This window comes from Vibrio sp. 10N.247.311.47, assembly GCF_041467535.1.
GTDB classification, from domain to species: domain Bacteria; phylum Pseudomonadota; class Gammaproteobacteria; order Enterobacterales; family Vibrionaceae; genus Vibrio; species Vibrio crassostreae_C.
Genome location: NZ_JBFSUR010000006.1, coordinates 40,836 through 53,170, shown reverse-complemented (window position 1 = coordinate 53,170; position 12,335 = coordinate 40,836). Strand labels below are relative to the sequence as shown.

The 12,335-nt window shown below is 44.7% G+C and carries 14 protein-coding genes; 8 read left to right on the top strand and 6 right to left on the bottom strand.

Annotated elements, in window-relative coordinates; translation table 11 throughout:
• Positions 1-95: 95 nt before the first annotated feature.
• Both AB6E51_RS06060 and AB6E51_RS06055 read right to left on the bottom strand, forming a co-directional pair.
• Complete coding sequence (locus AB6E51_RS06060) at positions 96-1,070, bottom strand: Gfo/Idh/MocA family protein (protein ID WP_229648087.1); 975 nt, start codon at positions 1,068-1,070, stop codon at positions 96-98.
• Positions 1,071-1,073: 3 nt separating this feature from the next.
• Positions 1,074-1,397 (bottom strand): putative quinol monooxygenase, encoded by a 324-nt coding sequence (locus AB6E51_RS06055; protein ID WP_372057854.1) that lies wholly within the window; start codon positions 1,395-1,397, stop codon positions 1,074-1,076.
• 106 nt (positions 1,398-1,503) lie between these two features.
• Here AB6E51_RS06055 and AB6E51_RS06050 point away from each other — a divergent pair, with 106 nt between their 5' ends.
• Positions 1,504-2,361 (top strand): LysR substrate-binding domain-containing protein, encoded by an 858-nt coding sequence (locus tag AB6E51_RS06050; RefSeq protein ID WP_017069718.1) that lies wholly within the window; start codon positions 1,504-1,506, stop codon positions 2,359-2,361.
• A 28-nt stretch (positions 2,362-2,389) separates the two neighbouring features.
• On the opposite strand, the gene AB6E51_RS06045 is transcribed toward AB6E51_RS06050, so the two are convergent.
• From AB6E51_RS06045 to AB6E51_RS06035, 3 genes are all read right to left on the bottom strand, one after another.
• Positions 2,390-3,598 carry a winged helix-turn-helix domain-containing protein gene (locus AB6E51_RS06045; RefSeq protein WP_372057855.1) on the bottom strand — a complete coding sequence of 403 codons (1,209 nt, stop codon included), beginning with the start codon at positions 3,596-3,598 and terminating at the stop codon, positions 2,390-2,392.
• Between the two features lie 34 nt (positions 3,599-3,632).
• Positions 3,633-4,280, bottom strand: a complete 648-nt coding sequence (locus AB6E51_RS06040; protein WP_017060931.1) for a DsbA family oxidoreductase — start codon at positions 4,278-4,280, stop codon at positions 3,633-3,635.
• 180 nt (positions 4,281-4,460) lie between these two features.
• On the bottom strand, positions 4,461-5,258 hold the full coding sequence (locus tag AB6E51_RS06035) for a Cof-type HAD-IIB family hydrolase (RefSeq protein ID WP_017069716.1): 798 nt from the start codon (positions 5,256-5,258) through the stop codon (positions 4,461-4,463).
• Positions 5,259-5,520: 262 nt separating this feature from the next.
• Between AB6E51_RS06035 and AB6E51_RS06030 the strand changes: the two genes are divergently transcribed.
• From AB6E51_RS06030 to arsB, 5 genes are all read left to right on the top strand, one after another.
• The gene (locus AB6E51_RS06030) at positions 5,521-6,684 is read left to right on the top strand and encodes a glycosyltransferase family 2 protein (RefSeq protein WP_017064013.1); all 1,164 of its coding nucleotides are present in this window, start codon (positions 5,521-5,523) and stop codon (positions 6,682-6,684) included.
• Positions 6,681-7,343 (top strand): START domain-containing protein, encoded by a 663-nt coding sequence (locus tag AB6E51_RS06025; RefSeq protein ID WP_065583761.1) that lies wholly within the window; start codon positions 6,681-6,683, stop codon positions 7,341-7,343. Before AB6E51_RS06030 ends, AB6E51_RS06025 begins: the two co-directional genes overlap by 4 nt.
• A gap of 31 nt (positions 7,344-7,374) precedes the next feature.
• Positions 7,375-7,782, top strand: a complete 408-nt coding sequence (locus AB6E51_RS06020; RefSeq protein ID WP_029235181.1) for a glycine zipper family protein — start codon at positions 7,375-7,377, stop codon at positions 7,780-7,782.
• Between the two features lie 181 nt (positions 7,783-7,963).
• Positions 7,964-8,305 carry a helix-turn-helix transcriptional regulator gene (locus AB6E51_RS06015; RefSeq protein WP_017064015.1) on the top strand — a complete coding sequence of 114 codons (342 nt, stop codon included), beginning with the start codon at positions 7,964-7,966 and terminating at the stop codon, positions 8,303-8,305.
• 109 nt (positions 8,306-8,414) lie between these two features.
• A complete protein-coding gene (gene arsB / locus AB6E51_RS06010; RefSeq protein ID WP_372057856.1) occupies positions 8,415-9,470 on the top strand; it encodes an ACR3 family arsenite efflux transporter in 1,056 nt (351 codons plus the stop codon).
• A gap of 95 nt (positions 9,471-9,565) precedes the next feature.
• On the opposite strand, the gene AB6E51_RS06005 is transcribed toward arsB, so the two are convergent.
• Entirely contained in the window at positions 9,566-10,456 is an 891-nt protein-coding gene (locus tag AB6E51_RS06005) for a LysR family transcriptional regulator (RefSeq protein WP_372057857.1), read from the bottom strand.
• A 130-nt stretch (positions 10,457-10,586) separates the two neighbouring features.
• On the opposite strand from AB6E51_RS06005, the gene AB6E51_RS06000 reads away from it, so the two are divergent.
• Positions 10,587-11,018 (top strand): PACE efflux transporter, encoded by a 432-nt coding sequence (locus AB6E51_RS06000; RefSeq protein WP_017066100.1) that lies wholly within the window; start codon positions 10,587-10,589, stop codon positions 11,016-11,018.
• Between the two features lie 448 nt (positions 11,019-11,466).
• Complete coding sequence (locus tag AB6E51_RS05995; protein WP_017069711.1) at positions 11,467-12,321, top strand: MIP/aquaporin family protein; 855 nt, start codon at positions 11,467-11,469, stop codon at positions 12,319-12,321.
• The last annotated feature ends 14 nt before the right edge of the window (positions 12,322-12,335 follow it).

Sequence of the window (12,335 nt, the reverse complement as noted above, 5' to 3'; positions counted from 1 at the left end):
GGGGAGAGTCGACTGGAAGATATAGAGGAAACGCCTCATGTTTGATAGCTTACGAGGCGATCAAACATGAGACGAGTATAGAATTTACTAAAACATTAGCTCGCCGCTTGTTCCCAATCAGTTAATAACTTCATGATTACGCGAGAGTCTTGGTGGGTTGCCATTGGCGCAGCAAGTTGTGTATCACCTTGCTCAACCGCTTGGCGGATATTGCGCACTTGATAATGGAAACCATCACCTTGCGCTTCGACTTTCACTTCACGTGTCGACGTTTCATAGATCTCTACCGTAAACGTGTTTTCTGCCGTCGGTAGCCATGGATTAGTATCTAGCGTGATACAGCCTTTGCTGCCTAGGATCGTAAAACCATGCTTTAAACCGTGGTCTTCAGCAGTGTGGATTTGTGCGGTAAAACGGTCGTTGAAATGCATCATCGCCGACGATTCACAGATATTGCCATCTTCGCCTCGTCGACCGATTGCTGAGATCTGCACGTCATCGAACACGCTCTCACCAAATTGCTGCTGCGCAACAGAGTGAATCAGCGACATTGGGTAACAGCCAAGGTTGTATAGCGCGCCTTTGCTCGCAGGATTCACGAACTGATCAATCGCCGCAACGTAGGAACCTTGAATTGAACGCACTTCGCCAATCTCACCAGTTGCCAGTTCTTGATGAAGCTTGGTGATAAGTGGATGGTTTAAATACATCAAACCTTCAGCAAAGAATACGCCCGCTTCTTTCACGGCTAGTAAAGCTTGCTCGGTTTTTTCCATATCTACCGACAAAGACTTCTCACACAAGATCGCTTTGCCTTTTTGAGCCGCTTTAATCACATACTCATGATGAACGTGGTTTGGTAGAGCAATGTAGATAATGTCGACCGACTCATCTTCAATCAAGGCTTCATAGTTGTTGAAGGTTCGTGTTGGCTGGTATTGGGCAGCAAACTCATTGAGTGTTTTCTCTGTGCGTCCAGCAACAGCATACAGCTCACTTTGAGCATCGCCTTTAATCGCATCCGCCATTACGCCTGAGATAAAGCTGGTTCCTAGGATTCCCCATTTCATGTCTTAGATCTCCTGCTCTTGTGCTTTGATAGGCCCACGTTGCGTTTCGAATGCTTGAACCAACTCGGTAATATCACGCTCAATAAACACTTGGGTATGAGGCATCACAAAGTGCTGATTGATCGCCTCGCGGTTTACGTATTGCTCAAGCAAGATCACACGATCGCTTTGGCTTTGATCATAGGTTGCAATTGCTTGTAGGCAGCCCGGTTCGCTTTGCATGTCTAAACAAAACTGTTCGATAGCTTCGAGCGCAGCTGCTCGTTCTATGTTGGTTTTGATCTTAAGTTCGGCAGTAACAAAGATAGTTTCATTCGTTTGAGGCATTGCACGCTCTTATTTTAGTTAATTATCGGTTTGCCATTAATATAATTAACCCCTAATAATTGATAAACTCACGTTTTGTTTATTGTTTATCAACCAAAAGTGTTCAATGGATAAGTTAACTAGCATGAAAGTCTTCGTCTATGTGGTGGAACAAGGTAGCTTTCGCAGCGCCGCAAACCACTTCAACCTGTCGGCGACTATGATAAGCAAACATGTCCATTCCTTAGAAGCCAGTTTGAAGTCTCAGCTGATCCACCGCACCACGCGTAAGCAATCGTTAACCGATTCAGGACAACTTTACTATCGTGAGTGTAAGCGAATTCTCGAAGACATCAGCAATGCAGAGAACCTGATTCAAACCTTGGAAAATCAACCACAAGGCACGGTAAAAATAAACTGCCCTGTCACCTATGGAAACAAGGTACTCGCCCCTATCGTAGCTAAGTTTCTCGCGCATCACCCAACCATTAACGTTGAGCTGATGTTGAATAATGACCTTGTTGATCCTTATTCATCTGACATTGACCTGATTGTGCGAATTGGTGACCTATCCGATTCAAGCTTGGTCGCAAGGTATTTAGGGGATTATGAGATGTGTTACTGCGCGGCGCCCGCTTACCTAAACCAACATGCTGAAATCAGAGTATTGGAAGACTTGGCGCAGCACCCATCGCTTGGATTCAGTTACAGCAGCCAAGCCCCTCACGCCACACCGAATAAAGAACGTGTGCGCTTGATGTCGAATAATGGTGATGTGTTGCGGTATGCCGCCCTGCAGGGTGTGGGCGTGTTGTTGCAACCGACTATCTTAGTCGCAGAAGAGATTGATCGTGGAGCGCTGTTGGAAATCCTACCCGGCATGGCGCCGTTACCAAAGCCGATTCACTTGCTCTACAAAACCAAGCAACTGTCGTTGAAGAACAGAACCTTTGTCGAGTTCTTGTTAGCTGCGTTTGCTGAGTAACTAAGCGCTTTCTAAACAACAAAGACCGCTAGACTGTTTGCCATTGGCTCATCAAGCGCTTGCCAAGATCAGAGGGCGTGGTGTTATGGACGATCATCTCATCACATTGGTTGAACACCATGAAGTGTTTTAGTTCATCGCATAAAGCATGAACCAACAACTCATGGTTTTTAATTCGCTCTTCCACAACCAAGTTACGGATATTGAGCAAACCACTCTTCCTGTCGACCTTGCAATCCATTCGTGCCACCAGCTCACCTTGCCACAGAATCGGTAAGCTAAAATAACCAAACTGACGCTTGGCCTCTGGAACATAGCATTCTAGGAGGTAATCAAAGTTGAACAATGATTGCATTCGCTTTCGTTGAATCAGCAGGTTATCAAACGGAGACAGTATCTTAAGCTTGGTTCTGGAAAGAGGTTGATTCAGCAGTTCAAAAGCACCTGGCAGGACATAGTAATCAGAGCCTTGAATCTCTACTTTCAGAACCTGCTTATCTTCAAGCATCTGTTGGAGTGCTCTCTGAATCAAAGGCTTTGTGTTCTTGAGTAGGTAGCTCATTTCCGACGCTATTCCAACTCCGTTAGCCTCTAAATAACGTGTTATCAGATGCTCGATGTACTCTTGTTCTGTCGGCTCAGAGGTATCAATTCCGCTCGGTAAAACTCGCTCGGTTAGGTCATACACCTTATGAAAGTTAACTCGGCTTGGCACCATTAAGTCGCCTTGCATGAACAATGTTTCTAATGCTTGCTTGGCCGGTTTACCGCCCCAACCGCCGGGGTTTGGCCTATCCCCTTCAAAATCTTTCGCCATCAACGGCCCTTCATTCTCAATACGTTTGAGAACATGAGCCATCAGTGCGTCATCCTTTTTATACCAATGCTTGAGCTTACCGCTCGCAAAACCATTCTTGCGGTGTAGGCTGAATCGGAAGTCACGCATGGGTAAATACGCGGCGGCATGCGACCAATACTCAAATACTTCTCGACGCTCTAACAGCTTATCAAGATGGTTCAGTTGGTAGTCTTGATTTCGATTCCACAACGTATGATGGTGAGCTCGTTGAATCACAGAGATGGTATCAATTTGCACATAGCCAAGGTTTTCAATCGCAGACAACGTGTTCGCCAAAGCGCCCCCATTGCGTTGCTTTTTAGGTGGCAACTTCTTAGGCGGCAGCTTTTGCGAAAGCAATACCAGTTTTTGCGCTTGAGCGAGTGACAGTGATTCCATGAAATTCAGACTCTAATTGATAGCAATGATCCGTTTATGATTCAGCAATAAGCTCTTGAAGAATCTGCTTGTAGGTTTCTACCGTCTGCGCGCCCGTTACTGCACTCTTACGGTTGAACACCACAGTAGGAACCGCAGAGATCCCCATGCGTTGCCATTCAAACTCTTGCGCTTCAATTTGCTTCAAGTTGTCGGTGTTCTTTAGGCGCTTCAGTGCCTTCGTTGAGTCTAAGCCAACCGCTTCAAGCTCTTGTGCAATGACTTCAAGATCGGACAGGTCTTTTTGCTCTGTGAAGTGAGCAGCAAAGAAGCGTAGCTTTAACTCAGTCTGTTTGCCGTGCGCTAGTGCAAAATCGAGAAGTACATGTAGATGACGTGAATTGACCATTCTCATACTGTCATAGAAATTGAAATCGAAACCAACCGCTTGGCCGCGAGCCGAAAGCTGTTCTCGTGAACGTTGGCTCTCTTCTGCGCTAGAACCGTATTTTCTCATGATATGGGCACGCAGGTTTTCGCCCTCTTGCGGCATGTCAGGGTTAAGCTCAAACGGCTGCCATTCAAGTTCAATCTGGTCTTCTAAACCAAGTTCCGCAACGGCTAGCTCTAAGTTTTTGTAACCGACTACGCACCACGGGCACATTACGTCAGAAATAATATCAAGTTGAAGTTTCTTGCTCATAATCATTCCAAATATCGTTACTAAGGCGTATCCAATTCAAAGTGAATACCCATCTTTCTGGTTAGACTACAACAAGCTGAACACTCGTTCAAATTTAACTCAATACAACAGCAGCCAACAAAAAAGCCAACTCATTTTCACGAGTTGGCTTTGATAAAAATCGAATCTAGCTTAAGAGCGTTACGCTAGCAACTTCTCAAGTACTTGGAACACACCCGCGTCAACGTTACTTGGCGCGCCAAAACGCGCGATCTCTTTTAACTTTGGATGCGCGTTTTCCATCGCGTAAGAGTGGTAGCTCTCTTTAAGCATTTCCAAGTCATTTAGGTAATCACCAAAGCTCATGGTCTGCTCGTAAGTGAAACCTAATGTGTTCTGTAGATGTTTAATCGCCGCACCTTTTGACGCTTCAGCGTTCATCACATCTAACCAAATTTTTGCGCTTACAACCACTTGGTAGTTCTCACCGAATTTGGCATCAATAGTTGGGTTCACTTTCTCTTGTGAACCGTCGAAGTGACAGATAGCCACCTTGATGAAATCGTCTTCTACCGCCAGTAAGTCTTCTACTTGCTCACGGCGATGGTAGTACTTAGAGATCTCCGCCAGAGCACGCTCATCTTTGGTTTCGATGTATGCCGATTTCTTACCGCATAGCACCACATGCGCGCCTTCAATAGCTCGAGCTTCTTTAATGATCTCTTTAATGGCATCGGTATCAAGCAAGCAGCTGTAAAGTTCTTGGCCTTTGTGCATCACTAATGTGCCGTTTTCAGCAATAAACATCATGCGATCTTTAAGCGGGGAAAATGTTTCTAGCAAGCTGTAATACTGGCGGCCAGACGCGGCAGCAAAAATAATATCTTGCGCTTCTAAGCGCTCATAAAGATTGAAAAACTCAGGGTCGAGCTTTCCATGCTCATCGAGTAAGGTGCCATCCATATCAGTCGCGATAAATTTGATGTTTTGTTGGGGCATGTCGGGCGTACCTATTATTGGATTATGATCATTCGTTATCTTGAGTAACGGTTCTGGGTTCGATTATATCGCTAGAGTCGCTGGTGAATACAATGCTTATTTTACCGCCTGTCAGTCACTGTTTCACATCTTTCCAAGGCAAACGCTAACAGAAGCGCATTCCAGTTTGAAGGGTTAAGTCCTACATACAAGATGTGCGTTAGGTCACACTCCACTATATTCTTTCCTGTCTCTCCATCACTTTATTCCGACCACAGTCATTATGATTTTAGCTATTATTACGACCTTGCTTTGCATCGTTACCGTCAAGTTTCTAATCACACTTGCGAACTTAGAGCGCCATCGTATTCACATTGAACCTAAAATATCGTTCAAAAGAACTGAGTGGCCGACTGTTTCCGTCATTATTCCTGCGCGAAATGAAGAAGACAATATTGAAATCAGCCTTGGCTCTCTATTGAAGCAGAGCTACCCAAAAGACAAGTTTGAAGTCATTGTTGTTGATGACTTTTCTACTGACTCAACCCGTGCAAAAGTAGAAGCATTGATCAGTAAGTTCGACGTTAACGCGCGCTGTATTTCAGGTAGAACGTTACCGACCGGATGGCTTGGTAAGAGCAATGCATGTATGGCTGGCGCACTCAACGCTAGCGGTGAATATGTGTATTTCATTGATGCAGATACCGATTCAGCACCCGCGATGCTACAGAGCGTTATCGACTTTGCTATCCAACAAAAAACTGATCTCTTATCGTTTAATCCAAAACAAACTTTTGCGTCTGTGGCAGAAAAAGCGACCTTGCCGGGCATCTTTCTATCGATCGCATCTTATATGAACTTTAAAAACTCGAACGACATGACTAAGGAAGAAGCGATTGCTAACGGTCAGGCGATGTTGTTTACCCGAAAATCCTACGACGCAGTCGGTGGACACGCCGCAGTAGCAAACGCGATATCGGAAGACATCGCCTTTGCAAAAGTCATGAAGGTCAATGGATTTAAGATTTTCTGGGCATTTGCAGACAAACTAATGAGTACGCACATGTATTCAGACTTCAACTCAATCTGGGCTGGCTTTTCCAAAAACATGAATCTTATTGTGAATTGTCAATCGCAAGCACAAGCTTTAAAAGTCTTCATCAAAGCCAACATCATCGCATGGGCGGGACCGCTTTTGATGCTGGTATCGGCGAACGCCTTCATCAGTGACATGTCTGCCATTCATGCTTATTCGCTCATTGTCAGCTCTGTGATGCTCTTGGTGTCGATCGTCACCTACTTCATTTTGGTTAAGGAACTGTTTGTTCCCGCAAAATTTGCGTTAACCGTACCCTTCGGTATTTGTGTTCAAAGCCTACTCGTGCTGAACAGTTACCGCTTATCTAAAACCAATAAAATCAGCTGGAAAGGGCGCTCATTAACATGATGAATAAGATTATTACTTTGCTTCTTCTTGCTTGTTCAGTTTCGGTGTTTGCATCAGACACCGATGGCTGGTCACTGGCACGCGATAAAAAAGGCATCGAGGTTTATAACCGTAAAATTGAAGGCAGTCACTTTAAAGAATTTCGAGCAGAAGGCGACATCAACGCGTCCCTCACTTCTATTATCGCACTCTTTATCGATACCTCTGTTGGCACGCAATGGGTAGAAAACATCGATGACATGGAAGAAATAGAGCATTTTAGTGCGGCGCACACGATCACCAAAACCTATACCAAGGCACCTTGGCCAGTTGCCGATCGTGAAGCTATCGTAGAGAACGTCATCACTCAAGATCCAGAGACGATGGTTGTCACCATTGATCAGCATGGTAGGCCTGATTACCTGCCAAACAATAATAAAAAAATCATCAGAGTGGCTGAATTAGAGGCGAGTTGGATCCTGACACCAATCGACGAAAACACCACCCATATCTCTTATCGAGTATTGAGTGATCCAGGTGGCGATATTCCGTATTGGCTCATTAACATGGTGGCCGTTTCTCAGCCTTACAACACGCTTCGCGGGTTATCTAAGATGTTGGATTCTGGTGAGTACACCGATCGTCGCCTTGATTTCATCGAGAACTACACGTCACTTTAACAATGCAATGAATACTCTAGAGGTCTATATTGTGAAATTTCCATTCTCTCCAATCGCAGCGATATTGCTTGTAGCATCAAGTTCAGTATTTGCTAATCAAATCATTGTCGATACTAAAGGTGTTGATGAAACACAGTATCACGCCGATCTGTATGAATGTGAGCAATACGCTCAACAAGTGAAGCCTGAAGAGGTCGATTCTCTTGGCAGCGATATTGTCGGTTCAACCGCTAAGGGTGCAGCGCTGGGTGCGGTTGGTGGAGCCGTCTCTGGCGGGAGTGGTCATGATGGTGCAAAAATTGGTGCTGGCATCGGTATTATCAGCGGCGCTTTAAAGCACGGTGCTCAAAAAAGACAATCCGCCGAGCTATCTGAGCAGCAGAAGTTTCAAGTGAATCGTAACTGTATGATCAACCGAGGCTATACCGTTCTTAACTAGCGGATAACCGAGCAAAATGGCGTTTAATCGATGTTCACGCCATTTTGCGTAGCTGAGTCAAACCATAGTCCCTGAATCGCCACCTTAAAGTTCGTTCAAATAGACAGTGAGCATTGACCCCTATTTAAAATAGGCTTATCATTAATCGTCTTTTAACGATTAATGAAAGTGAGACGTCAATATGAACTCAACTTGCTCGACATCTGGTGGCTGTTCTCTGCCCATCGAACACGGTGATGCTAAAGCAGAAAAGCAAATGGCCGCACTGGCGAAAGCACTCGCTCACCCAGCAAGAATACGTATATTGAGTATCCTTTCCACGTTAGAAAAATCGGGCGGCTGCTTGAACAGTGATCTGGTGAGTGAATTGGGTTTAGCTCAATCAACGGTATCAGAGCACTTAAGAATATTGAAAGCCTCAGGTTTTATTACGGCTGAGTCGATTCCGCCGAAGATGTGTTACCGCATCGACCGCGACAATATTCAACGCTTCGAATCGATATTTAACAGCATTTTAAAATAGAAGTTCACGCTTGAATGATCGGCTTTGATAGCCTTTACTTTTAAGCGTGTTTTTTTGCCACAACCAATCGTTTTTCGACGATTTACGATATCAACTAAGAGAGATTATCATGAAACCAAAGTTAGGTTTTCTAGATCGCTACTTAACACTGTGGATTTTTATTGCCATGGGCCTTGGTGTACTACTCGGCACCCTATTCCCACAGATCGAACAGTGGAACGATTCAATGTCTGTTGGCACCACTAACATTCCGCTTGCGATTGGCCTTATCTTAATGATGTACCCACCTCTGGCTAAGGTTAACTACAACCTGCTAGGCACTGTGGTAAAAGATAAGAAAGCCATTAAGCTCTCTTTGATCATGAACTGGATCGTTGGTCCAATTCTGATGTTTGTATTGGCACTAACTTTCTTGGGAGACCACCCAGGTTACATGGTTGGGGTGATTCTGATTGGTCTTGCTCGTTGTGTGGCGATGGTTCTGGTTTGGAACGACATCGGCGGCGGTAACAAAGAGTACGGCGCGGCATTGGTTGCTCTAAACAGTGCATTCCAAGTGGTGAGCTACAGCTTTATGGCGTGGTTGTTCATCAGCGTTCTTCCACCAGTATTTGGTTACGAAGGCATGTTGGTTGATATCTCGATGATCGACATTGCACACAGTGTACTTATCTACCTAGGTATCCCATTCCTAGCGGGCTTCCTAAGCCGTAAGATCCTTGTGTCGGTGAAAGGCGAGCAGTGGTACAACGACGTATTTATTCCACGCATCTCTCCAATCACACTGATTGCACTACTGGCAACCATCGTTCTGATGTTCAGCCTGAAAGGTGAAATGATTGTTGAACTGCCAATGGACGTTCTATTAATTGCGGTTCCACTGACTATCTACTTCACTGCGATGTTCTTCATCAGTTTCTTCATCGGTAAAAAGATGGGCATCGAGTACGACAAGAACGCATCAATTGCATTTACAGCAACAGGTAACAACTTCGAGCTAGCGATTGCCGTGGCTATCTCAGTATTCGGTATCAGCTCAGACCAAGCGTTTGCAGGCGTTATCGGTCCACTGATTGAAGTCCCTGTGCTGATTTACCTTGTGAACGTGGCGCTTAAGATGAAAGACAAGTACTACAACGGTCAGACGGTTAAACCTAGCGTATAGCATCTACGTCTACACCTAGAACTAGAACTAGAACTAACAAAAAGCAGCATCACTTTGAACAGAAAGACTCACACGTTAAACGGTGAGCCTTTTCTTTATTCAGTTTCGTCTAATAGGCCTTTCAATGCTTGTTCAAGCCAAAGTAATGCAGGACCTTTTGAGCGTGTTTTAGACAGAACAAGATCAACCGGAGGCGACCAAGTTTTATGGTCAAATGACACATTCACCTCTACCAAGCGCTGTTTAATAAGCTCTTCTTCAACAAGGTGTTTCGGTAAGTATGCCCAACCGATATCGCTACCAAGAATCATCTCTTTAATGACGATAAAGCTGTTTGACCACCATACCTTTCCGGCAATCAGCGGAAACTGATCCATCACCTTACCTTTGTCTCCCCTCAACATTAACTGACGATGCGGGAGTAAGTCAGAGAGTTTCGCCACACCTGTTTTTGCGAGCGCATGACTTGGATGACACACAGCAATAAACGGTAAGTGACCGATAAAGCAAGGCTCAGAACCGACATCAAAAGCCAAGTTAGTAAACATTAATCCAATGTCGGCCCTCTCTTCGATAATTAACGGATTGACCTCTGTTGTGGTACACGCAACCAGTTCAACTTCAGTCGCAGGGAATTGCTTACTGAATCCACGAAGGATCTTAGATAGGTTCGGGACCAATAGTGAATCATCTAATGCAATTTTGATGAGCCCCTCTTCACCGCTACCCATCGCGTTAACCGTTACATTAAGATCTTCAACCTGAAGTACGATCGCTTTCACCTGTTTAAATAACTGCTCGCCCGCTTTGGTTAGTGAAGGCTTTCGAGTCGAACGATCAAAAAGCTCAACATTAAAATCTATTTCAAGATTACTGATGCCTTGGCTCACCGCCGACTGCACCTTCCCCAAATGACGAGCACTGGCAGAAAATGACCCTAATTCAACGGCATACACAAACATTTTCAGTTGTTCAATGTTGTACATTCGGTGTCTCCCAAAACTTACTATCACTATATGTGATGCTAACTATCTTTATATTATCACTTAAGTAGATATTATTTAGCCAAGTCATTAGCCCATCGGCGGCTATTTAATCGTAAAGAGAGTTAGAAAAATGTCACATAAAGAACGCATGTTGCACATGGTGCTATTTGAATTGGTTGCTTTGGTTTTGATGGCAGGGCTTGCAACCTATATTACAGGAAACGGCGCAGGTGAAATGGCAGGCTTAGCGCTCGCAATATCATTGATAGCGATGGCTTGGAACTACGTTTACAACTATGGCTACGACAAAATTTACGGAGCAGACCGAAGCAAAAGAACCACGAAAACACGTATCCTGCACGGATTAGGTTTTGAGCTTGGCTTAATGACAGTGACTCTACCTGTCTTGATGTGGGTTCTACAACTCGACTTCCTAACCGTACTGATCATGGACATCGGCCTAGTTATTTTCTTCGTACTTTACGCGATTGCGTTCAACTGGGCGTATGACTCGGTTCGATATCAATTGGTTGCGAAAGGAAAAGTGGCAGCTCTGGTTTAGAGCGGTAAGTTCGTCTCGTATAACAAGAACATACACCCAAATGAAAACTGCCAAACTACAACATAGTTGGCAGTTTATTCATTTATGCATATAAGCTCATTTGTTAACGCCCTTGTTACATAGCAAAAACATCACACAGCCCTCCCTAATTAAGTCTAATAATCCGCCACTCACGAAGTAGCATCACAAATCCAAACATAAACTCCTCGTACCAGTTGCGCATTCATTTACATATAGGTAGTTTGAGCGGCTTCGCAACCTATCAATTCGAGCAATGACGTTCATGCGAGCATCTTTTTCGAGCAAAAGTGTTCGGATTAACATTTCAAGTGACTTTAATTAACAATTTCATGCTCAAACGCTCACTTTTTATGTTCGTTTATTTTCGAGTTCGCAAATATATGCACAATACACGTGCTAGATAAGCAAAACTAAAAAGGACTCGAACATGACAACAAACAAACACCCTTCTTTATTTGGGCAATGCTTGGCTGAATTTATCGGCACAGGATTACTCATATTCTTCGGCGTTGGCTGTGTGGCAGCACTAGTACTAACTGGTGCGACATTCGGACAATGGGAAATCAGCATCATCTGGGGCTTCGGTGTTGCGATTGCAATTTACTGTACTGCCGGCGTTTCAGGCGCACACATCAACCCAGCCGTAACGATTGCACTGGCCATGTTCCATGGCTTTGATAAAGCGAAAGTGGTGCCTTACATCATTTCGCAACTGCTTGGCGCTTTCTGCTCTGCAGCATTGGTTTACAGCCTGTACAGCAACCTATTTACTGACTACGAAATCGCACATAACTTCGTTCGTAGCAGCCAAGACGCACTATCAACTGCTGGTATCTTCTCGACTTACCCACATGCTTCACTTTCTTTCTTCGGCGCTTTTGCTGTGGAATTCGTGATTACTGCAGTGTTGATGTTTGCCATTTTAGCGTTAGGTGATGAGAACAACGGCGCATCTCGCGGTGCAATGAACCCTCTACTGATCGGTATTCTTATCGCGGTTATCGGTGGTTCTTTAGGTCCACTAACTGGCTTTGCTATGAACCCTGCACGTGACTTCGGACCAAAACTTTTCGCTTACTTTGCAGGTTGGGATTTTGCATTGACTGGTGCTCGTGATATTCCTTACTTCATCGTTCCAATTCTTGCTCCTATCGCTGGTGCGTGTTTTGGTGGCTGGTTGTACCCACGTGTTATTGGTGCTCACCTACCAGTGGAAGGCCATGGCTGCACAATTCCAAACCAATGTGAAACAGAAGAAGAAGCTGAACAAGCTCAAGCTTAACCCCAAGCGACCTT

What these genes read in the sequence shown, in the direction of transcription:
- AB6E51_RS06060 (WP_229648087.1), bottom strand. Translation starts at nt 1,070, where the DNA reads ATGAAATGGGGAATCCTAGGAACCAGCTTTATCTCAGGCGTAATGGCG.
- AB6E51_RS06055 (WP_372057854.1), bottom strand. Translation starts at nt 1,397, where the DNA reads ATGCCTCAAACGAATGAAACTATCTTTGTTACTGCCGAACTTAAGATC.
- AB6E51_RS06050 (WP_017069718.1), top strand. Translation starts at nt 1,504, where the DNA reads ATGGATAAGTTAACTAGCATGAAAGTCTTCGTCTATGTGGTGGAACAA.
- AB6E51_RS06045 (WP_372057855.1), bottom strand. Translation starts at nt 3,598, where the DNA reads ATGGAATCACTGTCACTCGCTCAAGCGCAAAAACTGGTATTGCTTTCG.
- AB6E51_RS06040 (WP_017060931.1), bottom strand. Translation starts at nt 4,280, where the DNA reads ATGAGCAAGAAACTTCAACTTGATATTATTTCTGACGTAATGTGCCCG.
- AB6E51_RS06035 (WP_017069716.1), bottom strand. Translation starts at nt 5,258, where the DNA reads ATGCCCCAACAAAACATCAAATTTATCGCGACTGATATGGATGGCACC.
- AB6E51_RS06030 (WP_017064013.1), top strand. Translation starts at nt 5,521, where the DNA reads ATGATTTTAGCTATTATTACGACCTTGCTTTGCATCGTTACCGTCAAG.
- AB6E51_RS06025 (WP_065583761.1), top strand. Translation starts at nt 6,681, where the DNA reads ATGATGAATAAGATTATTACTTTGCTTCTTCTTGCTTGTTCAGTTTCG.
- AB6E51_RS06015 (WP_017064015.1), top strand. Translation starts at nt 7,964, where the DNA reads ATGAACTCAACTTGCTCGACATCTGGTGGCTGTTCTCTGCCCATCGAA.
- arsB (WP_372057856.1), top strand. Translation starts at nt 8,415, where the DNA reads ATGAAACCAAAGTTAGGTTTTCTAGATCGCTACTTAACACTGTGGATT.
- AB6E51_RS06005 (WP_372057857.1), bottom strand. Translation starts at nt 10,456, where the DNA reads ATGTACAACATTGAACAACTGAAAATGTTTGTGTATGCCGTTGAATTA.
- AB6E51_RS06000 (WP_017066100.1), top strand. Translation starts at nt 10,587, where the DNA reads ATGTCACATAAAGAACGCATGTTGCACATGGTGCTATTTGAATTGGTT.
- AB6E51_RS05995 (WP_017069711.1), top strand. Translation starts at nt 11,467, where the DNA reads ATGACAACAAACAAACACCCTTCTTTATTTGGGCAATGCTTGGCTGAA.